The sequence below is a fragment of the Colwellia sp. MB02u-10 genome (assembly GCF_014077185.1).
In the GTDB taxonomy this organism is placed as follows: Bacteria; Pseudomonadota; Gammaproteobacteria; order Enterobacterales; family Alteromonadaceae; genus Cognaticolwellia.
In genome coordinates this window covers 130,929-150,890 of the sequence record NZ_JACGVK010000108.1, presented here as the reverse complement: position 1 = coordinate 150,890, position 19,962 = coordinate 130,929, and the positions used below count along the sequence as shown (strand labels likewise).

General features: G+C 39.9%; 17 protein-coding genes and 1 pseudogene. 6 read left to right on the top strand and 12 right to left on the bottom strand.

Translation table 11 applies throughout. The annotated features are described in order from the left end of the window. Positions 1 to 326: 326 nt before the first annotated feature. The 8 genes and pseudogenes from H4J59_RS07040 to ilvG form a co-directional block, all read right to left on the bottom strand. A complete protein-coding gene (locus H4J59_RS07040) occupies positions 327 to 818 on the bottom strand; it encodes an RDD family protein (protein ID WP_182238004.1) in 492 nt (163 codons plus the stop codon). A 351-nt stretch (positions 819 to 1,169) separates the two neighbouring features. Further along, entirely contained in the window at positions 1,170 to 1,301 is a 132-nt protein-coding gene (locus H4J59_RS19370) for a hypothetical protein (protein WP_259369423.1), read from the bottom strand. A gap of 231 nt (positions 1,302 to 1,532) precedes the next feature. After that, positions 1,533 to 3,134: a DUF418 domain-containing protein gene (locus H4J59_RS19365; protein ID WP_259369422.1), complete on the bottom strand. Its 1,602-nt coding sequence runs from the start codon at positions 3,132 to 3,134 to the stop codon at positions 1,533 to 1,535. 276 nt (positions 3,135 to 3,410) lie between these two features. Next, complete coding sequence (ilvA, locus tag H4J59_RS07030; protein ID WP_220469742.1) at positions 3,411 to 4,991, bottom strand: threonine ammonia-lyase, biosynthetic; 1,581 nt, start codon at positions 4,989 to 4,991, stop codon at positions 3,411 to 3,413. A gap of 37 nt (positions 4,992 to 5,028) precedes the next feature. After that, a pseudogene (locus H4J59_RS07025) lies at positions 5,029 to 5,397 on the bottom strand (dihydroxy-acid dehydratase); the annotation flags it as partial. Positions 5,398 to 5,665: 268 nt separating this feature from the next. Next, positions 5,666 to 6,592, bottom strand: coding sequence for a branched-chain amino acid transaminase (locus H4J59_RS07020; protein ID WP_182137144.1), 927 nt, complete (start codon positions 6,590 to 6,592; stop codon positions 5,666 to 5,668). Between the two features lie 120 nt (positions 6,593 to 6,712). Then, on the bottom strand, positions 6,713 to 6,955 hold the full coding sequence (gene ilvM / locus H4J59_RS07015) for an acetolactate synthase 2 small subunit (RefSeq protein WP_182137145.1): 243 nt from the start codon (positions 6,953 to 6,955) through the stop codon (positions 6,713 to 6,715). After that, the gene (gene ilvG / locus H4J59_RS07010; RefSeq protein WP_182238000.1) at positions 6,956 to 8,620 is read right to left on the bottom strand and encodes an acetolactate synthase 2 catalytic subunit; all 1,665 of its coding nucleotides are present in this window, start codon (positions 8,618 to 8,620) and stop codon (positions 6,956 to 6,958) included. It abuts the gene before it with no gap. A gap of 516 nt (positions 8,621 to 9,136) precedes the next feature. Here ilvG and H4J59_RS07005 point away from each other — a divergent pair. Continuing rightward, positions 9,137 to 10,660, top strand: a complete 1,524-nt coding sequence (locus H4J59_RS07005) for a YifB family Mg chelatase-like AAA ATPase (protein WP_182237998.1) — start codon at positions 9,137 to 9,139, stop codon at positions 10,658 to 10,660. Between the two features lie 18 nt (positions 10,661 to 10,678). Here the strand turns inward: H4J59_RS07005 and H4J59_RS07000 are convergent, their stop codons facing one another. Both H4J59_RS07000 and ilvY read right to left on the bottom strand, forming a co-directional pair. Beyond that, positions 10,679 to 11,611: an aspartyl protease family protein gene (locus tag H4J59_RS07000; RefSeq protein ID WP_182237996.1), complete on the bottom strand. Its 933-nt coding sequence runs from the start codon at positions 11,609 to 11,611 to the stop codon at positions 10,679 to 10,681. Between the two features lie 82 nt (positions 11,612 to 11,693). Further along, positions 11,694 to 12,569, bottom strand: coding sequence for an HTH-type transcriptional activator IlvY (gene ilvY / locus H4J59_RS06995; RefSeq protein WP_182237994.1), 876 nt, complete (start codon positions 12,567 to 12,569; stop codon positions 11,694 to 11,696). Between the two features lie 172 nt (positions 12,570 to 12,741). On the opposite strand from ilvY, the gene ilvC reads away from it, so the two are divergent. Both ilvC and H4J59_RS06985 read left to right on the top strand, forming a co-directional pair. Next, positions 12,742 to 14,226, top strand: coding sequence for a ketol-acid reductoisomerase (ilvC, locus tag H4J59_RS06990; protein WP_182237992.1), 1,485 nt, complete (start codon positions 12,742 to 12,744; stop codon positions 14,224 to 14,226). A 102-nt stretch (positions 14,227 to 14,328) separates the two neighbouring features. Beyond that, positions 14,329 to 14,646, top strand: a complete 318-nt coding sequence (locus H4J59_RS06985; protein ID WP_182192373.1) for a pyrimidine/purine nucleoside phosphorylase — start codon at positions 14,329 to 14,331, stop codon at positions 14,644 to 14,646. A 78-nt stretch (positions 14,647 to 14,724) separates the two neighbouring features. Here H4J59_RS06985 and proB read toward each other — a convergent pair whose 3' ends face one another. Next, positions 14,725 to 15,834, bottom strand: coding sequence for a glutamate 5-kinase (proB, locus tag H4J59_RS06980; protein WP_182237990.1), 1,110 nt, complete (start codon positions 15,832 to 15,834; stop codon positions 14,725 to 14,727). A 433-nt stretch (positions 15,835 to 16,267) separates the two neighbouring features. On the opposite strand from proB, the gene H4J59_RS06975 reads away from it, so the two are divergent. Both H4J59_RS06975 and H4J59_RS06970 read left to right on the top strand, forming a co-directional pair. Beyond that, positions 16,268 to 17,173, top strand: coding sequence for an acyltransferase (locus H4J59_RS06975; protein WP_182237987.1), 906 nt, complete (start codon positions 16,268 to 16,270; stop codon positions 17,171 to 17,173). Beyond that, positions 17,173 to 18,438: a mechanosensitive ion channel family protein gene (locus H4J59_RS06970; RefSeq protein WP_182237985.1), complete on the top strand. Its 1,266-nt coding sequence runs from the start codon at positions 17,173 to 17,175 to the stop codon at positions 18,436 to 18,438. The genes H4J59_RS06975 and H4J59_RS06970 overlap by 1 nt, the downstream gene beginning before the upstream one ends. Here H4J59_RS06970 and tesB read toward each other — a convergent pair. Continuing rightward, on the bottom strand, positions 18,422 to 19,279 hold the full coding sequence (gene tesB, locus H4J59_RS06965) for an acyl-CoA thioesterase II (RefSeq protein ID WP_182192369.1): 858 nt from the start codon (positions 19,277 to 19,279) through the stop codon (positions 18,422 to 18,424). The genes H4J59_RS06970 and tesB overlap by 17 nt on opposite strands. A gap of 342 nt (positions 19,280 to 19,621) precedes the next feature. On the opposite strand from tesB, the gene H4J59_RS06960 reads away from it, so the two are divergent. Continuing rightward, entirely contained in the window at positions 19,622 to 19,876 is a 255-nt protein-coding gene (locus H4J59_RS06960) for a hypothetical protein (RefSeq protein WP_182237984.1), read from the top strand. Positions 19,877 to 19,962 lie beyond the last annotated feature (86 nt).

The following is a 19,962-nucleotide window of genomic DNA, read 5'->3' as shown; positions in this document are numbered from 1 at the left end:
CGAATAAAAAATATAAAGCATGGATATTCATAAATATCGGCTTCGCTACGCGAAGCCTTATAAAGAGCTGATATAAACCCTCAATAATGAAAACTTACAATAATTAGTTTTCACACAGGCTGAGCCAAAAGCTGACATTGATTTTTGTGAAACCATGTTCATATTCAGGGTAAGTTTAACAAAAATTTACTGCTTGTTTGTGGAGCTAGTTTAAGCTCATAGCTGCCGTTGAATCCCATCTCATAACGCAAAGCTGAGTGGAAGATACAGTTAGACTAAACTACGCAGAGCGCAAGCCAACTGTAATTTTCTGTTTAAGCGCATTGTTAGGTTTTTTTAGACTCAAAATTAACATTTTGCGTCGAACTATCTTTTGGGCTAATAACAACAGTTCCTGCAAGTTTGTCGTGCCACCCCTGTTTTTTCTTATCCCAAGCAACCCAAAATATACCAAGTCCTAAAGGTAAGATTGCCAAGACATAACCAACATAACGAGTAATATATTGTTGTAGTGATGGCTTTCCACCTGTTTTAGCATCTACAATCCTAGCGGATATAGCAATTTTACCTGGAGTTGCCTGACGATAAAGCCAATATACAATCACCGCAATCATAGGAAAAACAAAACTTAGAATAAAGTCAGCAAAACCTGCGAATATATCGGTGCCTTCAAAATATTCCCATCCATAAATTGAAATTAGAATAGGATAAGTTATGGCAAGAATAATAATTGTATCAATTAAACTTGCACCTACACGAGGCCAAAAACCAGTGTATTTATTTACATCACCTATAGTAGCGGGTACATCGTAGTTCATTTTTAATCCTTTTTTGATATTGAACCGTTTATATAAAACTCATTTAGCGAAAACATAAGCATGATTTATAAAACCTAGAGGGAGTTGAGCGAAGTGCACTAAATCCATTTAGGCGAAAACTGTGGAACCAAAAATACAAAATATTTTATGCCGCTAAAGTTACCATGAAAATGAATAAAAACAAGCACAAACCTGCATGTTAAATGCTTATTTCGAAAAAAACTTAATTTGAATAAGTGACGACATATAAAATATTATAGATACCTCTCAGTAATATAACTTCAATAATTCATTAGAAAATATATGGCAAACCATTTGTTGCAAGTGTCTTCTTAGCGCACAAAGTTAGCATTAATAATTTGATGATGAACGACCGCAATGGTGGCTTTGTTGCCAGTCGATAAAAGTACAATATTTGGAAGTGAGGTTAGTGTCTCCTGCAAGCTCATTTTTATCGGTGGCGACTCGACTCTGAATATTCACTTTTGCTACTTTGAAGACGTTATCATTTGAGCGTCCCTACAGTAAATTAGTAGTATGCTTTGATCTACAGCGGACATTGTTGAACAACTATAATAGGTGAACAGCATCCTGATAGCTGGCATTCGTTATAGATGAAAAAGTGCGTCTCTAGATGATGATTTTTTGCCAATAACCCTTTATGCCTGAATGCGAACAAAACACAATAACAGACCTAACAAAACAGTGTATTTATTACAGGCGCATAGTTTGTATTTTTTTATAAGATAAACAGCGCCATAGCCATTCTAATGGCCCAAAGGCGTAGTGATTTAACCACCAGCGTGAAAATAGCAATTGAAAGACCACAATTGCGAACACCAGTAACATTTGTGGTGCCCTGGATATTTCACCAAAATAGCCGCCTGCGTAACCATAAAATATTGTCGTTAAAATCACTGAATGCATAATGTAATTGGTTAATGCCATTCTGCCCATTGGAATGAATACGGCTAAACGCTTGCGCCATTTCTGAGTAGTTAATAAAGCCATGACCAAGCCAAAATAGCCAGCCGTCATGACAAACTGGCCAATAAAAAATAATTTTTCACCGACCACTTGTAATAACATCACTTGCTTCGCCACCGGATGTTGTGCGACTAACAAGCCAGCCACTTCCAATACGGTGCCTAACCCGAGACCGAAATAGGCCATAATTTTGAAAGCGAGCGCGTGCTCTTGATAGTGCTTCATTATGGCGCTAGACACTAACCAATAACCTAAAATAAATATGGGCAGTAGCATGGTAAAAGCAAAGGGTAGGGTAAACGTCAGCATAAATAAGGCGAAATTAAGACGAAATGCGGTTGCCTGCCAATAGTTACCTTCAGTAAAAACCTTATTTTCTTCTAGCCCCGCGGCTTGCATTTCGGCTTGCTGAGCGACTATGGCTTGCGCCTGTCGTTCTATTGATGCTTGAGGAGAAGGTTCCAGTGCAGTTTCAACGCTGTCAGTGATAGCGGTTGTCGGTTTTACTGGCGCTGAGGTTGTAGCTAGGGCTGAGCTCGAATTTGGATCTGAAGCTAAGCTTGATGAATCAATATCTCCCTGGATATCAGTTATTGTGCTTGCTGCTTTTAATGCTTTCGTTGTTGTTAGCGCTTCACTGTTTTGTTGAGCTGATGTTGTTTGGGCTAAATTTATTGCTTCAACACGTTCAGCTACTTTTATTTCTTCATGCCATTGGGCTGTCAGATCTTCAGTACTATGGCTTAACCCAAAGCCAATACCGCTGATTACAGAAAGTAAAATAGGCACCGACAGCCACACCAGGGCTAATTTTAAAAATGATGTTGGATTATCATAGGGTTTAAATAGCGGCTTTTTAAGTAAGGTCACCCAAGCCAACAGTAACAAACCGGTAAATCCGTAATCATGAAGAATATCACCCCCCCACAAAAACACCATATGCAGAAAACCAAAGACCATTAACACTAGCATACGGCGCGAAAACCAAGCGCCAAAGGGTCGCTTAGCTGCTTTCGCTCTAATCAACATCACCGCAAAACCCATACCGAATAATAAAGCAAATAAGGTATAAAATTTACCTTCAACAAAACAACGAATGAGCCAGCCAACGGCATGATCTAGACCGGTTAAGCTGGTGTCTTGGCTACCTAAACTACTAATGGCACGGTTAAACCACTCAATATTCATTAACAGAATGCCAATTAGTGCTAAGCCTCTGAGAATGTCCATTGCGTCAATACGTTCGCTGATGGTAATCGGTGTTAAGTTTTCAATTCTTGGGTTTAAAGAGACACTCGACTCAGGCACATTGGCTTGAATGTTTGACATAAAATTTCCTTTTTTATTAAGATTTTTAGCTTTAAATTTGTCTAAATAATACCACTTTCATTAAATTTGTGATCTTGTTGTGCGCAGAGAAAATGCATCAGGGCAAGACGCTTGATTGAGCAATAGCTGGCTATTGTGATTGAGAGCACCGTAGCCGTGGTGTATTTTAACCAGCACAAGTGGGCAATAACTTAATGAAGTTGGTATAATATAAAAAACTTTAAAAAAAAAGCAGCTTTACGCTGCTTTTTTTACAAAAATAACACCAACAAAAAATCAGGTGAGAAAGGCTTGATAAGCCTGGTTGTCAGTTTCTTCTTGCCACTCATAATCTAGCGCTTTTAAGTGCGCAAAAAAATCAGCTTCCTGGGTTTTTTGTACTTCAAACCCGGCTAATACTTGGCCAAAAGCTGCACCGTGGTTACGATAATGGAATAAGGTAATATTGTAATGCTCACCCAAAGTATCGAGAAACTTCTCTAACGCGCCCGGATATTCAGGAAATTGAAAGCGAAAAATACGTTCTTGCGCTGACAATTCATTTTTACCGCCAATCATGTATCTCACATGCAGTTTAGCCAATTCATTTTCTGTAAAGTCAGCTAATTCATAATCTTGTTGCTGCAAGCTTTGGATTAAATTTTTTCGGTCAGTAGCTTCACCACTTAGGCGCACACCAACAAAAATATTGGCACGTTGCGCTTGGTTTGTTAGCTCAGCGTTGTCGGCATAACGGTAATTAAATTCAGTAATCACTCGTCCAGCAAGTGCCTTACAAAAATTTCTAAAGCTGCCTTTTTCTTCCGGAATTTTGACCGCAAACACGGCTTCTTTTTGCTCACTTAACTCACAACGTTCTGAGATATAGCGCAAGGTATGAAAGTTCATATTGGCGCCAGAAAGAATCGCTACCAAAGACTCGTTACCTTGACTAGTGTGACAATATTTTTGTAATCCTGCTAAGGATAATGCGCCAGCGGGTTCTGCAATCACTCGCGTTTGTTCAAAAATATCTTTTATCGACGTACAAATTTCATCGGTAGTCACTGTTATAACATCGTCACAGTAATGCTTAATTAAATCAAAGGTATGCTCACCAATACGCTTAACGGCCACCCCATCAGCAAATAAGCCAACTTGGTCCAAGTCAACCGGTTTACCGGCAGCAAAAGCGGCTTTTAAACAGGCAGAATCTTCGGCCTCAACACCAATAACTTTAATATGGGGTTGTAATTGTTTTAGGTAAACTGACATGCCGGCTAATAAACCACCACCACCGACAGGAATAAACACCGCATCCGTGTGAGGGTGTTGTTGTAATAACTCTTTTGCCACCGTACCTTGGCCAGCAATAATGTCAACATCATCAAACGGCGGCACCACGGTTTTATTTTCAGCTTGGGCATAGGCTATCGCGGCTTGTTGTGCCTCATTAAAGTTCTTACCCACTAAGCGCACATCGGCACCAAAACGCCGTACATTATCCACCTTGATATCAGGTGTGGTAATAGGCATGACAATGGTGGCTTTAACACCTAATTTATTTGCCGCTAATGCTAAGCCTTGTGCGTGATTACCTGCAGATGCAGCAATAACGCCGTCTAAGCATTGCTGCTCAGACAAGTTGACTAATTTGTTATAAGCACCACGCAATTTAAAAGAGTGTACCGGTTGTTGATCTTCTCGTTTAAGAAAAATTTCATTACCTAGACGTGCTGATAATTTAGTTAATGGCGTTAGCGGTGATTCAATCGCCACATCATAAACCGGCGCAAGCAATATCTTGCGTAAATAGTTTAAACCTTGGCTTTGTATAGCTTGGGCTTTTACTAATTCTACTTGTTCAGCATCATTCATTGTTGTCACCATTAAAATTCCCATCCAGTAATTCACGATTACGCACTGCACCTTGGATCATGGCGTCAACTAAATCCAGTTTGATAATTTGATCAGAGAGCTTAGTTTTACCCGCTTCCATTGAGTCACAGTTTGAAATACAGACCATGGCATCAGCACAGTGAGCGTTGATCATGTAGTCCACTGAATCGGCAATTAAATCGCGTGATGGCAAGCTATAAAGCATGCCGCTATGACCCATATCTTTCAAATGCACATGGCCGGGTACAAATTGGGTAAAAGAGTTCACAACCGCAATAATAGGTTTACCGAAATCACCATCTGTCATCCCCGTAGCGCGCCAAAGCGCACGATCTCCGGCCATATTACGGCCTTGAGTAGAAGTTGCTGATCTTAATTGTGGCATGACCTGAGTTCCTGTATATATGTGGCTAGTAATAAGCGCGATAAATGTTAAAAATTATGTTAAAAGTTCACTCGACAATGCGCTTTTAACATAACTATTATTTTTTGGATTTGTTCAGCGTTTATCAACTGAAAACTTAAGTGATTTATATCAAGTTAATATGGGCATATCGCCAAACTAACTAAAGCCCCCAAACAGAGATGTTACGGGGGCGAAATCAGCGAGCGCTAAATACAGATTGAGTGTATTTAGCGTTGAAAGTTAAGCTTTATTCTACCTTGTCTAACCAGCCTTCAGGTACTTTGGTACTGCCATCAAAAATACCAAAAAATGCTTCTTGTAGTGCTTTAGTGATAGGACCACGCGAACCATTACCCACAGGCAAACCGTCGACTGATTTTACAGGAACCACTTCAGTTGCGGTGCCACACATGAAAAATTCATCGGCGAGGTATAAAGATTCACGAGAAATTGATTCTTCACGCACTTCGTAGCCTAACTGCTTGGCAAGAACAAATACGGTGTCACGGGTCAAACCTTGTAAAATCGACGCGGTACCTGGCGGGGTATAAATAATCCCTTTGCGAATTAAAAATAAATTTTGACCTGCGCCTTCACTGACCATGTTATTAACATCTAAAGCGACGCCTTCGGCATAGCCATGGCGAGCAGCTTCAGTAGAAATTAACTGTGAAGACAAATAGTTACCACCGGCTTTTGCTGCGGTTGGCATAGTATTAGGAGCAAGTCTGTTCCAACTTGACACCCCCACTTCAACACCATTTTCAATGGCATCAGCACCTAAGTAGGCTTCCCAGCTAAAGGCGGCAATCATAACATCCGCTACGGCGTCAATCGGTGGACGAAGACCCATACCAATATCACCTAAAAAGGCTAAGGGTCTTAAGTAGGCTGATTTCAAATTATTTTTTACGACAGCATCTTTACACGCTTGAATGATTTCTGCTTTCGTGAAGGGGATGTTCATGCGATAAATTTTTGCTGAATCAAATAAACGGTCGATATGCTCTTCTAAGCGAAAAATACAAGTGCCTTTATGGGTATTATAAGCACGAATACCTTCAAATACTGATGAGCCGTAATGTAAAGCATGGCTCATGACATGCACCGTAGCATTTTGCCACGGCATAAGTTCTCCATTAAACCAAATTAATTCTGCGTTAACCTTTGCCATTTTTATTCCTAAATTTTATGCGTATTAATCAGACAACTATTAAAAATAGCTTAACTGATTAAGCTTTATTAGTGGTTGTGATTAGTTTTAATCTAGCGATGTGCACTACTACATGCACTGCTATGATGCGCTATTGTCTACCTTGACTTCTTTGATGTCGATTAGTTTATTAATTTGATCCACCAAAAGTTCAATCGGACGTTCGCTTCTGACCAATAATTCAATGGTGCCAATGTTGGTACCCGTGTTAACTTTTGCGTTTATACCACTGATTAAAAAACCGCGATAGCGAGTCACTTGTAAAATTCGTTCAAGTACCACTTGCTTATCATCCGCTGTGATCATTAATTGATAGTTATTCATTTAGGTACTCTCCATCATTTTATCGTTAGCGGTGTTCGGCGGTACAAGCGGCCAGACATTTTCTTGTGCATCAATTTTAACTTGTAATAAATAAGGCCCGTCATGCTCAAGCATCTCTTCGATGGCAGCGCTTATTTGTGATTTTTTGGTAATCATTTTTGCTTTAATATCAAAGGCATTGGCTAGCATAATAAAGTCAGGATTATCGGCTAAATCAGTTTCACTTAATCGGCCATTGAAAAATAGGTCTTGCCACTGGCGCACCATGCCTAACTTGGCATTATCAATAAGTACGATTTTAACGGGCAGTTGAAAACGCTTAATCGTTGACAGCTCTTGCACATTCATCATAAAAGAGCCATCACCGGAAACGGCAATAATACAGTCTGTTGGTCGACTTACTTGTGCACCCACTGCTGCGGGTATACCAAAGCCCATAGTGCCCATGCCGGCACTGGTTAAAAAGTTACTTGGGTCATCAAACACCATGTGTTGTGCTGCCCACATTTGATGCTGTCCAACATCGGTAGTTACGCAGCTATTTTCTGGCATTTTATCGCTAATTTCTTTTAACACAGCAGGCGCAAAAATTGACTCCCCTGGATGGTTATAATCCCAAGCAAAGTTGTTATTCATTTCATGACAGACGGCTTGCCAAGGTTTGATGGCTAATGGAATAGCTAGCGCAGGTAAATTAACCTTTAAGTCGCCTAATATTGAGGCATCGGCAATTCTTCGTTTATTAATTTCTGAGGTATCAATATCAAAATGAATAACTTTCGCATGGGGTGCAAATTCATTTAACTTACCCGTAACGCGATCATCAAAACGTGCCCCTACGGCAATCAACAAATCACATTCTTGTACCGCGATATTCGCCGCCTTAGTACCATGCATACCCAACATGCCAAGGTAATTTTCATCTTCAGGGTCAATGGCGCCTAAACCTTTGAGGGTGGAAACGCTCGGCAAACCTGTTATTTTAGCAAAATCTCTCAACTCGTCGATAGCATTGGCCATACCAACACCACCGCCAACATAGAGAATAGGTTGCTTGGCTTGATTTAATAAGGCGATAGCACTACCCACATTAGCGGGTGGTAATTTCACTTTGTTTTCTAAGTTAACTAATTCATCTAAAGAGCGGTTAACTTCTGTGATTTGAATATCTTTAGGAATATCAACTAATACCGGTCCTTGTCTGCCTTCTAGTGCAATAGCAAAGGCTTGGTGTAGTACTTTTGCTAAATCATTAATATCGGTAACTTGAAAAGAGTGCTTAGTACAGGCAAGTGATAAACCAAAAATATCAATTTCTTGAAAGGCATCAGAGCCCATAGCCGCCGTGGCTACCTGCCCAGTAATGGCAACAACAGGAATTGAATCTGCCAAGGCATCCGCCAGGCCGGTGATCAAGTTAGTCGCGCCCGGACCTGATGTGGCAAAACAGACACCCACTTTACCGGAGGCTCTGGCATAACCTACGGCAGAAAATGCCGCACCTTGCTCATGTCGACATAAAAAGTGCTCCACTTTACTATCGTAAAGCGCATCGTAGATTGGCATTATTGCGCCACCAGGATAGCCAAAAACATGCTCAACGCCATGCTGCTCTAGCACATTAAATAATAAGCCTGCGCCGGTTAATTTTTTTTCAGTTGTCATGTCTTTGTTTTACTATGCGATCACATTTTATGCACGGGTGATATATTTTCATAATACCCTGTAACTATGTTGTGATGTACAAGTATGCTCCCAAAAGTTAATAATGCTTGTGCGCTACGCGCGGTTTAATAACGACAAACCCCCCGGTCCTTGCGGAGCGGGGGGTTTGTTATTTTAAGATTTTTTATTTTCTTTAGCTCAACAATTACCCCCGCGGCGATTTAAGAATCACCACGATGAGGACGTTAATAATCATTGAGTTATAATGTTTCATGTTAATCTGTATTTTCTTCAGTTAATCAATTTCAAGGCTAGTAATGTCTAGCCTATTTAAATTAGTACCATAGCTCTAATAACAAGCGCAAGTATTTTTGTTAGAGCTTTTTAGTTAAAACTATCTTCTTAGTTATAACTGTCATTTTTTCTCTGCGTTATTTAGTGGCTTTATTTTTCGCGCAAACGATATTACTTAGCTACACTTGCGAAAAGTAATCGTTAAAATAAAAATGGATTTTTATGGCTTTAGCCTGTGTTTTCAGTCGAGCTCGCGTCGGACTTGAGTCGCCCTTAGTCACGGTAGAAGTGCATTTAGCCAATGGCTTGCCAGCCTTTAATATTGTTGGCTTACCTGAAACATCGGTTAGAGAAGCCAAAGACCGCGTGCGTAGCGCCATTCTTAATTGCGGTTATGAATTTCCCGCTAAGCGTATTACGGTAAATTTAGCGCCGGCTGATTTACCGAAAGAGGGCGGTCGCTTCGATCTGCCCATTGCCATAGGTATTCTTGCTGCCGCTGCCCAGCTTCCTGAAGCAGATTTAAACCAATATGAATTTGCTGGCGAATTAGCCTTATCGGGTGAACTTCGCGCTATTATTGGTGAAATACCCATGGCAATGGCTTGCAAAGAAAGTGGCCGAACACTGGTAATACCGACGGTAAACGCCGAACAAGCGAGTTGGGTACAACAAGTAAAAATATTAAGCCTGTCACATTTAAAGCAACTCTTTCCTCATTTTCTAAAACAACAAAGCTTGCCACTGGTGCAAACAAGAGTGCTACAAACCTATATAACCAAGAGTGTGCATGATATTGCCGACGTTGTTGGTCAACCATTGGCTAAGCGAGCGTTAGAAATTGCCGCTAGTGGCCGTCATAACCTACTATTTATTGGGCCTCCTGGCACAGGGAAAACTATGCTCGCCAGTCGTTTGCCGGGCATTTTACCTCCTATGACAGAGCAGGAGGCGTTATCCAGTGCCGCTATTCAATCGATTTGCCATGAAAATATAAGTCCTGATTCATGGTTAACTCGGCCGTTTCGCGCGCCGCATCATACGGCATCTTCTGCTGCCCTCGTTGGCGGCGGTAGTTATCCACAGCCAGGTGAAATTTCATTAGCCCATAACGGCGTACTCTTTCTCGACGAATTACCTGAATTTGAGCGCAAAGTACTCGACGTGTTACGCGAACCGATGGAATCTGGCGAAGTCACCATTTCACGTGCATTGGTCAAACAAACTTTCCCCGCACAGTTTCAACTCGTCGCTGCTATGAACCCAAGCCCAACCGGATTTTACAATGACAAGCGCAGTACGCCAGAGCAGGTTTTACGTTACCTCAATCGACTTTCTGGGCCATTTTTAGATCGTATTGATATTCAAATTGAAGTCACTAGGTTACCGCGGGGCATGTGGGCGAACGATGATGGCAAAGGTGAGTCGAGTAGCACTATTCAAAAACGAGTCAGCATTTGTCACCAAAAACAAATTTTACGCCAAGGCAAAGCAAACGCACAACTCAGTAGTGCTGAAGTTAGAAGCTTCTGCCAACTGGTTCCTGATGATAATGAATTTTTAGAATTAGCGATTGAAAAACTCAATCTATCGACCAGAGCACATCATAAAATACTAAAAATTGCTAGAACACTGGCCGATATGGAAGCGCTCGAGCTTATCGAACGCAAACACTTAATCGAAGCCTTGTCGTATCGCGCTATGGATAGAATATTACGCCATTTAACCGACGCTATTGCGCTATAAGCAGGACACTTTTAATCTTTAAGGTGCAACGATGTGCATATGGCCACCTTGGTAATCAAGGGTAACAATGAAATGTTTAAGTACATCGTAACCCAGTAATCCTTTAATGCTTTTCCCTTTTATACGACTGCCAAGCTGACTACCTTGAGAGGAAAGGTTAGCTGATTGGTTTTTGCCGGGCACACTAGTGAGTACATTTTCTAATTCATAGGGGCCAATTTTGATTACTGGCAGGCGAAATACTTGATGAATACCTGCAGCATTGATGCCATTTGAGATACCACTCTTTATCTCAAACTTACTCAACCAATCAAAATGCTGGGCTGTTGATCTTTTTAACATTAGCCCTCCAGAATTACCAGTATCTAGTACTAACCAGACAGACTTTTCATTATTAAGTCGCACATTGACAATAGGTTGTCGTGAATATTTGTCAAATTTCATTTTAACGTTGGCGAGTTTTTGCATGTCTATTGCGTCATGGGTAATTAGCCGCATTTTTTTCTTGGGGTAATCAAGTTGCACAACAAAGTTGTTGAAAAATCCAGCGCCGAGCAATAACTGATTACTATGATGACCGATAAAACTCTCAACGACATTATCCAACGAAAAATCTGCGCCCAGTAAATTAACCGGCACGTTATTATAAGTTTTTCTGGTTTCAGTGTCATAAACCCCCTGAACTTTAATTTTTGTTCCTGTGCTAAATTCAAGGCCATTTTTTTGCATAAAGGCACTATTAATACTATTAATTTGTGCTCCGGTGTCAAGTATGGCGTAACCGTCAATACCTGATACCACGACTGGAATTTTGACATGGCCATCAACTAACTTAAAATCGATCCATTCGGTGACCCCAGAGAAAGACAGAGGTGAAAAAAAACATAAAAAACCTAGGCATAAAAATCTTAGGTATAAAAACCTTAAGCATAAACATCTCAACTTGAACATTGTTATTATTTCCTTATAAAATTTGTCTCACGAGATCAAAAACTAATAATACAATCACTGAGTTTATTTTTATATGATGATGTTACTTTATCGCATCAAAAAATGCCTGAATCAGCGGTTTTTCCTTGCTCTGGTTTAAACAGCAAATACCCAAGTCAAAGGGCTCAATTTCACCGACATCCGCTAAATATTGCACCCGGTCTTTCACCGGACTATTTTCTACTACCACTCTTGGCACAATACCGACACCACAGCCTAATGCCACCATACTGACCAAGGCTTCATGACCAGAAACCGTGGCGTAAATATAGGCTTTACCTTGTTGTTTCTTACGAAACCAATATTCAAAACGTTTTCGTGCTGGGCCATGCTCGGGCAAAATAATTGGTATGTCAGACCAAACAAAGTCGTGCTGAATTTGCTGCTGAACTTGACACACCATAGTGGGCGCAATCACTGATAAGGGTATTTTTGCCAGATGGTGAAAAGTAAAAATGCGTGACAGCTGCTCAGGTTTAGCGGCAATGGCAAAATCAACCGCTTGCTTTTCAACTTGCTCTAATGCGTCGGCGGCGTCACCCGTTGTTAGCATAATTTCAACCAGCGGGTGCTGTTGTCGAAAACGTTCAAGTAATGGCGGCAAGTGACTATAGGCGGCGGTGACAGAGCAATAAATATGCAGCTTGCCTTGTAATTCTGCTTGTTTTTGATTCAGTGAAAGCTTTAGTAACTGCCACTGCTCAAGTTGTTGCTCAGCAAATTGTAAAAACTGTTTCCCTGCCTCACTTAACACCACAGTGCGGTTATCTCGGTGTAATAATGCACTGCCGAGTTCAAGTTCTAAGCGCTGGATCACTCGGCTTAATGTTGAAGGGCTGACGTGATGAAGTTCAGCGGTTTTGCCAAAATGTAATGATTTTGCTAAATCAACAAACATCCGCAATGACTTTAATTCCACAAAAATCCTTAAAGGTAAATAGCGTTGAGAAACTGTATTGCAAATACTGCAACGCTGCAATGCAAATATATCATTTTAAGCAACGATATATTTTCGCTATGATAGCGCTAAGGTCAACAAATTGACCACTTAACTAATTTTCTTGGTCAATAACCAAGTACAGGAGAGCAAAATGGCTAACTATTTCAATACATTGAGTTTACGCGAAAAACTAGCACAGTTAGGTAAATGTCGCTTCATGAATCGTGAAGAGTTTAGTGATGGTTGTAATTTCATTAAAGATTGGAATATTGTTATTGTTGGTTGTGGCGCTCAAGGCCTTAACCAAGGCCTGAATATGCGCGATTCTGGTTTAAACATCTCTTATGCCTTACGTGATGCTGCCATTGCAGAAAAACGTCAATCTTATCAGTGGGCAAGCGACAATGGCTTTACGGTAGGCACCTATCAAGAATTAATTCCACAAGCCGATTTAGTGTTAAATCTTACGCCAGATAAGCAACATACGTCAGCGGTTAGTGCTGTTATGCCACTGATGAAAGAAGGTTCTTCTTTAGCTTACTCTCACGGTTTCAACATTGTTGAAGAGGGCATGCAGATTCGCTCTGACATTACTGTAGTGATGGTTGCTCCTAAATGTCCTGGTACTGAAGTGCGTGAAGAATACAAACGTGGTTTTGGTGTGCCAACACTTATCGCTGTTCATCCTGAGAACGATCCTCAAGGTAATGGTTGGGCTATCGCAAAAGCCTATGCTTCAGCAACGGGTGGCGATCGCGCCGGTGTTTTAGCCTCTTCATTCATCGCAGAAGTTAAGTCAGACTTGATGGGCGAACAAACTATCCTTTGTGGTATGTTACAAACAGCCGCCATCTTGGGTCACAAGCAATTATTGTCACAAGGTGTTGATGCAGGTTATGCACGTAAATTATTACAATACGGCATCGAAGGGGTTACTGAAGGCTTAAAGTATGGCGGCATTACTAACATGATGGACCGTTTATCTAACCCAGCTAAAATTAAAGCCTTTGATATGTCGTTAGAATTAAAAGAGATTTTACGTCCTTTATTTCAAAAGCATATGGATGACATCATCGAAGGTCGTTTTTCTGCCGGTATGATGGCAGACTGGGACAACGGCGATGCTAACCTATTAAAATGGCGTGAAGAAACCGCTGAAACGTCTTTTGAAAAAGCACCCACATGTGATACTGAAATTTCTGAGCAAGAATATTACGACAAAGGTATTTTCGTTGTCGCTATGGTAAAAGCGGGTGTTGAATTAGCCTTTGATGCTATGGTTGACTCAGGCATTATCAATGCTTCTGCATACTACGAGTCGCTACATGAAACGCCGTTAATTGCTAACACTATCGCCCGCAACATGTTATACGAAATGAACGTGGTTATTTCTGATACGGCAGAGTACGGTAACTACCTATTCTCGCACGCTGCGGTACCTTTATTGGAAGGCTTTGCGAGCAAATTAACCTTAGAAGAATTGGGTGAAGGTTTAAAATCTAGCTCTAACGGTGTTGATAACGCGCGTTTAATCGAAGTTAACGACGCTATTCGCAGCCATGGTGTAGAAGCTATTGGTAAAGAATTACGCGGCTACATGACTGATATGAAAAGCATAGTTGAAGCGAATAGTTAATAGTTAACGTATGTATTACCAGCGGTGTTGGCACAATTGGCAACACCGCTTTTTTTATCCAGCGCGAACGTGCTGTTTTAGTAAGAATAAAAGGAAAAATTAATGACACAATTCAATAACGTCAGTATTTCATCAGTGGCCAGTATTTATTTTGATGGCCAAGTGACGAGCAGAAAAGTGACTTTTGCTGATGGCTCGATTAAAACCTTAGGTATTATGATGCCGGGTGAATATACTTTTGCTACCGCAGAAAAAGAACTAATGGAAATTCAACAAGGTACGCTTAGTGTACTATTGCCAGGCAGTGATACTTGGCAAACCATTACCGGCAATCAAGCCTTTAATGTGCCTGCCAATGCATCCTTTGATGTTAAAGTAAGTGAATTAACCGACTATTGCTGTTCGTATATTGCTGAGTAATATGCATTAGCAGTTAAAAAGATAATAGCTATTAAATAAGGGTCTTTTGACCCTTATTTTTATTTCACCTAAAATATCCTATTGTTCTGAGCTTAACACCACCATATCGTCACGGTGAATAACCACCTTACTTGGACAACAACCAAGCAAAGCCGCAATATTTTCACTTTTACTGCCTTTAATTCGCTGTAAATCTCGCGCATTATATTGGCTAATACCTTTGGCGATCTGTTGAGCATTTTTAGCATCATAAATATCAATACAGTCGCCAGCTTGAAAATCGCCGCTAACTTCAGTCACCCCTGATGGTAACAAAGACGCTCCTTGCTTGGTTAACGCACTAACAGCGCCAGGGTCTAATAACACCTTGCCATTACTTTTTAAGGTGTGCTTTAACCAATGTTTACGGGCCGGTGTTGCCCCTTGTTGAGCGATAAAGTGCGTGCCTGGGTTATCACCACGTAAGATTTGTTCAAATACTTCGCCACGACTACCGTTTAAGATATAAGTGTCAATACCATTTTCTACCGCTTTTTCTGCCGCTTGAATTTTTGTTTTCATGCCGCCGGTAGCCAAAGGATTGTTGGTGGCGCCAGCCATGGCATAAACTGACTGGTCGATTTTGGCGATAACAGGAATTAATTTAGCTTGTGGATTTAAGCGGGGATCTGCTTCAAAAACACCATCAACATCACTTAAAATAAATAAACTGTCCGCTTCACTGACCAAGGCAACTAATGCCGCTAAGTTATCATTATCACCCACTTTTAACTCTTCTGTGGCCACAGTATCGTTTTCGTTAACAATAGGAATAATGCCATTGGCTAATAATATTCTTAAGGTGTTTTTAATATTAATATAACGTTGGCGATCTTTTAAATCGCCATGAGTTATTAAGAGCTGACTGCATGGCACATCAAAGAAACGTTGCCAATTCGCCATCATTTTCATTTGTCCAACAGCAGCCATTGCTTGCTTAGTCGGAATTGAAGGGTTAGGAGAGCCGTGCACAATCAAACTTCTGCCCGCGGCAACACTGCCAGATGAAACCAAAATAACTTCTTTACCTGCTTGCTGGCATTGGCTAATAAAGCGAGCAATACCAAGGATATACTTACCGCTACAGCCATTGGCATTTGGAGCTACCAAAGCACTACCAACCTTTATCACCACACGTTTAAACTTCATGATAACCCCCTATTTTTTATTTGCTTAGCTTGCCTTGAAAACTAGTTGTTATGCAATTCATTTATATCCATATCTGCTATTTTCTCATGCTTTATAGCATTAGCTCTCTTAAACCATTATTTTGCTATGTTAAAATTGTAATTTACTCGACAAAAACCCTTAGTAATAAATTTATGATGCGTTTTTAGCCAACTAGCTTGTTCTATGCTAACACCAAGATATATGAAGCTACCGTCAGCCTTACGTTGAAAAATTAATGGCAAATATCATTTTTTTAGCCTTCATTACCATTTCAAGCTGCACTGCAAATAAAGCTGGTTTAAGTTTTTTGTCACCTATCAGACAAGTTTTTAACGATTTTTACTGAAAATAAGGCTAAAACCCATTAAGATTATAAGCAGTAATTATCATCTTGAAAGTTTTGGTTTTTTATATGCTACATTTTTTACCTGGCCCAGTTATTGGCTGTATCTCTGTTATTTTGTATATTGCCAACACTATACTCTGGCTTATACCCATACTTATATGCTCGTTACTGAAGGCATTAGTCCCCTTGAGTCAATGGCAAAAATTCTTTAGTTATTTACTGGATCAGTTGGCGAGCAATTGGGTGCTCTGCAATACCTTTATTCAAAAAGTATTCACCAAAACAAAAATAAATGTCACGGGTTTAGAAAAGTTAAAAATGAAAGACTGGTATCTGGTGATTAGTAACCATCAGAGCTGGATTGACATCCTAGTATTACAACGCGTTTTACACGGTAAAATACCCTTCTTAAAGTTTTTTTTAAAGAAAGAGTTAATTTATGTCCCTTTGCTAGGCTTAGCTTGGTGGGCGCTCGATTTTCCTTTTATGAAACGTTATAGCCAACATTTTTTAAAGAAAAATCCTCACCTAATAGGTAAGGATATCGAGACAACAAAAAAGGCTTGTGAAAAATTTAAACATAAACCCGTTAGTGTAATGAATTTTATAGAAGGCACGCGCTTTACAGCAGAAAAACATCAGCAACAGAACTCGCCTTTTCAAAGATTATTAAAACCAAAAGCTGGCGGCATTGGTTTTGTCCTTCAAGCAATGAAGGGTAATCTGAGTAAAGTGGTTAACGTCACTATTTACTATCCTGATGGTAGACCAAAATTTTTTGACTTTTTGTCAGGAAAAATTAAACAGGTAAATATTGCCATTGAAACTCAAGTTATTGATGAGTCACTCAAGGGTGATTATGTTAATGATCGGGCTTATAAAATTCAGTTTCAGAAGTGGGTTAACCAACTTTGGCTTGATAAAGATAAAAAAATGCTCCAACTTGAAGCACAAAATAAGAAGGATATGTAATGCAGGTAATAATCACCTCATGGTTAATTGAACAAGGTATTCAGGCGCCATACTTAACCTTAGGTAGCGTCGTTATTGGTTGTTTGTTAATTTTATTATTTTGTAGTATTAGTTTTTATATTGCGAAAAACTATGTGCTTGCGCTTATTCATAAATTAATTAGCACATCAAAAAATACTTGGGATGATCACTTATTTGATCATCAAGTATTTTCACGTATCTCCCTGCTGGTGCCTTTTGTATTATTGTTATTACTTACGCCATTTTTCTTAGAGGCAGAGTCTTTGCTTGCCGTTGTTCTCATGGTGTTTGCAAAAGTCGGCATTTGCTTTCAGGTTGCGCGCAGCATTAGTGCATTACTCAATGTGATCAATAGTCTTTATCAACAAAAAGCTAGCGAACGCTATTTACCATTAAACTCAACCTTGCAAGTGATTAAACTTGTGGTGTATTTAGTGGCAACAATACTGGCAACTTCGCTACTATTAGACCGTTCACCACTCTACTTACTCAGTGGTTTAGGTGCATTAACTGCGGTGTTAATTTTAGTATTTCAAGATACGATTAAAGGTTTAGTGGCGAGTATTCAAATTTCAGCTAACAAAATGGTCGCCCCAGGCGATTGGATTGAGCTACCCAAATATGGCGCTGATGGCGATGTTATTGAGATAGGGTTAAACACGGTAAAAGTGAAGAATTTTGATAATACCGTCACAACAGTGCCTACTTATGCGTTAACTAGCGACTCATTTAAAAACTGGCGCGGTATGCTAAATTCAGGCGGTAGAAGAATTAAACGCGCTATCGTTATTGATCTTAGCAGTATTAAATTTTATAACTCAGAACAGCTTGAAACGTTAAAGTCAGTGCAACTAATTGCGGACTATCTTGCTGACAAGCAAACTGAAATTCGCCAACAAGCGACACAAGAAGTCACAGGTAATGCCAATACTGCCACCATAATAAACACTCGACAGTTAACCAATATTGGCACCTTTCGAGCTTATATCAGTGCCTATTTAAAACAACATCCAAAAGTTCATCATGAGATGACCTGTATGGTCAGGCAATTACAGGCAACAGAGGTTGGCTTGCCGCTGGAGTTATACTTTTTCAGTAGTGATCAAGATTGGGTTAACTATGAAGCGATACAAGCAGATATATTCGACCATTTATATGCTGCCGCGCCACTTTTTGATTTAAGAGTGTTTCAACACCCCAGTGGCTACGACTGGAAAAATGCCAAGGCTAACGCTGACGCATAACGCCTTCTTGCATAGTAGAGGCAACTAATAAACCTGCACGGTTAAATATTTGTCCTCTTACTAGGCCACGGCCACTACTCGCTGACGGGCTATCAATACAGTAAAGTAGCCATTCATCGATACGAAATGGGCGATGAAACCACATGGAGTGATCTATCGTGGCCAGTTGAAAATTTGGCTGCCAGTAGCTTACTCCATGTGGAAATAAAGCCGTTGGCAAAAAAGAAAAGTCTGAAGAATAAGCTAATAAATAGGTATGGATACGAAGATCATCAGGTAAGTTACCATTAGACTTTATCCACATATGACACTTAGCGTCAGTTCTTTCTGGTTTTAGCCAGTTATATTGCTCCACTGGTCTTGTTTCGATCGGTTTTTCAGATAAAAATTTACCACGGATTTCTTCTGGGATAGATGCTTGATGGTCGAAAATAAAATCTGTATATGACTTTAACTCTTCAGGACCAGGTACCAGCGGCATAACATCTTGATGATCAAAACCCTGCTCATGCTGTTGAAATGAGGCGGTCATATAAAAAATAGCCTGACCATTTTGAATAGCGTTGACACGTCGAGTATTAAAGCTGCGGCCATCACGAATATTTTCTACTTGGTAAACCACAGGTTTAGTGGCATCGCCCGGTCTTAAAAAATAGGAATGAAATGAGTGAACATTATGAGTTACTGCCACAGTCTCTTGTGCTGCTGACAATGCTTGCCCCATTACTTGACCACCAAATAACGCTTTAAAGCCTAAATCTTGGCTTTCACCGCGATAAATACCTTGCTCTATTACTTCTAGTTTTAACAACGCAGAAAGATCTTTTAATACCTGACTCATAAAAATATAACTCTAATTAATCGTGACCAATTAAAAACATTATAACCTGCTATAGCTTTAAACATAACGTACTAAATTTTAAACCTGCACTTTTGAAACAATATCAGTAATAAATTATCTCAGGCCATTAATAAGATGGTTAGCAAGTAGTAACAACTTAACTATTGATATTGACAAAAATCTCAGCTATGTTGTTATCATCTAAGCTATGTTTTTATCAATAGATACATGATATTTATAATATTATGTCGTAGTAATGTATCGCAGCAATGTATAGTAAGAATGTATAGTAAGAATGTATAGTAAGAATGTATCGTAACAATGTAGAAAAAAGAGGCTCTTGTGCACGCAGTTTTTGAACGAGAAGTATTACTAGAAAGACGTCAATATACGCCGCAGCAATCAAACTTGTGGGATAAATTGTCGCTGGCACAAAAATTTGCCACCAATAGTCTGGCACAATTTGGTTATGACCTAGCTTTTATTCGTCATAGTAAATCTGGCAATATCGCCATTTTGTTATGTGATGATAATACCGCAACGATTACTGATGATGGTGAAATTAGTACCTTGGCCAGTATTGTCATTAGAGCTTAGTTCAAACAGTTATCCAAATAATCAATAGCTGCTCTTAAGAGTGGCTTTTTTGTGGTGATTAAAAATAAATGCGCAATGAACTGCTA

Bases quoted from the DNA above. Each gene is read 5' to 3' on its own strand.
- H4J59_RS07040 (WP_182238004.1), bottom strand. From the start codon at position 818: ATGAACTACGATGTACCCGCTACTATAGGTGATGTAAATAAATACACT.
- H4J59_RS19365 (WP_259369422.1), bottom strand. From the start codon at position 3,134: ATGTCAAACATTCAAGCCAATGTGCCTGAGTCGAGTGTCTCTTTAAAC.
- H4J59_RS07020 (WP_182137144.1), bottom strand. From the start codon at position 6,592: ATGGCAAAGGTTAACGCAGAATTAATTTGGTTTAATGGAGAACTTATG.
- H4J59_RS06970 (WP_182237985.1), top strand. From the start codon at position 17,173: ATGCAGGTAATAATCACCTCATGGTTAATTGAACAAGGTATTCAGGCG.
- H4J59_RS06985 (WP_182192373.1), top strand. From the start codon at position 14,329: ATGACACAATTCAATAACGTCAGTATTTCATCAGTGGCCAGTATTTAT.
- H4J59_RS06975 (WP_182237987.1), top strand. From the start codon at position 16,268: ATGCTACATTTTTTACCTGGCCCAGTTATTGGCTGTATCTCTGTTATT.
- ilvA (WP_220469742.1), bottom strand. From the start codon at position 4,991: ATGAATGATGCTGAACAAGTAGAATTAGTAAAAGCCCAAGCTATACAA.
- ilvM (WP_182137145.1), bottom strand. From the start codon at position 6,955: ATGAATAACTATCAATTAATGATCACAGCGGATGATAAGCAAGTGGTA.
- H4J59_RS07000 (WP_182237996.1), bottom strand. From the start codon at position 11,611: ATGTTCAAGTTGAGATGTTTATGCTTAAGGTTTTTATACCTAAGATTT.
- ilvG (WP_182238000.1), bottom strand. From the start codon at position 8,620: ATGACAACTGAAAAAAAATTAACCGGCGCAGGCTTATTATTTAATGTG.
- tesB (WP_182192369.1), bottom strand. From the start codon at position 19,279: ATGAGTCAGGTATTAAAAGATCTTTCTGCGTTGTTAAAACTAGAAGTA.
- proB (WP_182237990.1), bottom strand. From the start codon at position 15,834: ATGAAGTTTAAACGTGTGGTGATAAAGGTTGGTAGTGCTTTGGTAGCT.
- H4J59_RS07005 (WP_182237998.1), top strand. From the start codon at position 9,137: ATGGCTTTAGCCTGTGTTTTCAGTCGAGCTCGCGTCGGACTTGAGTCG.
- ilvC (WP_182237992.1), top strand. From the start codon at position 12,742: ATGGCTAACTATTTCAATACATTGAGTTTACGCGAAAAACTAGCACAG.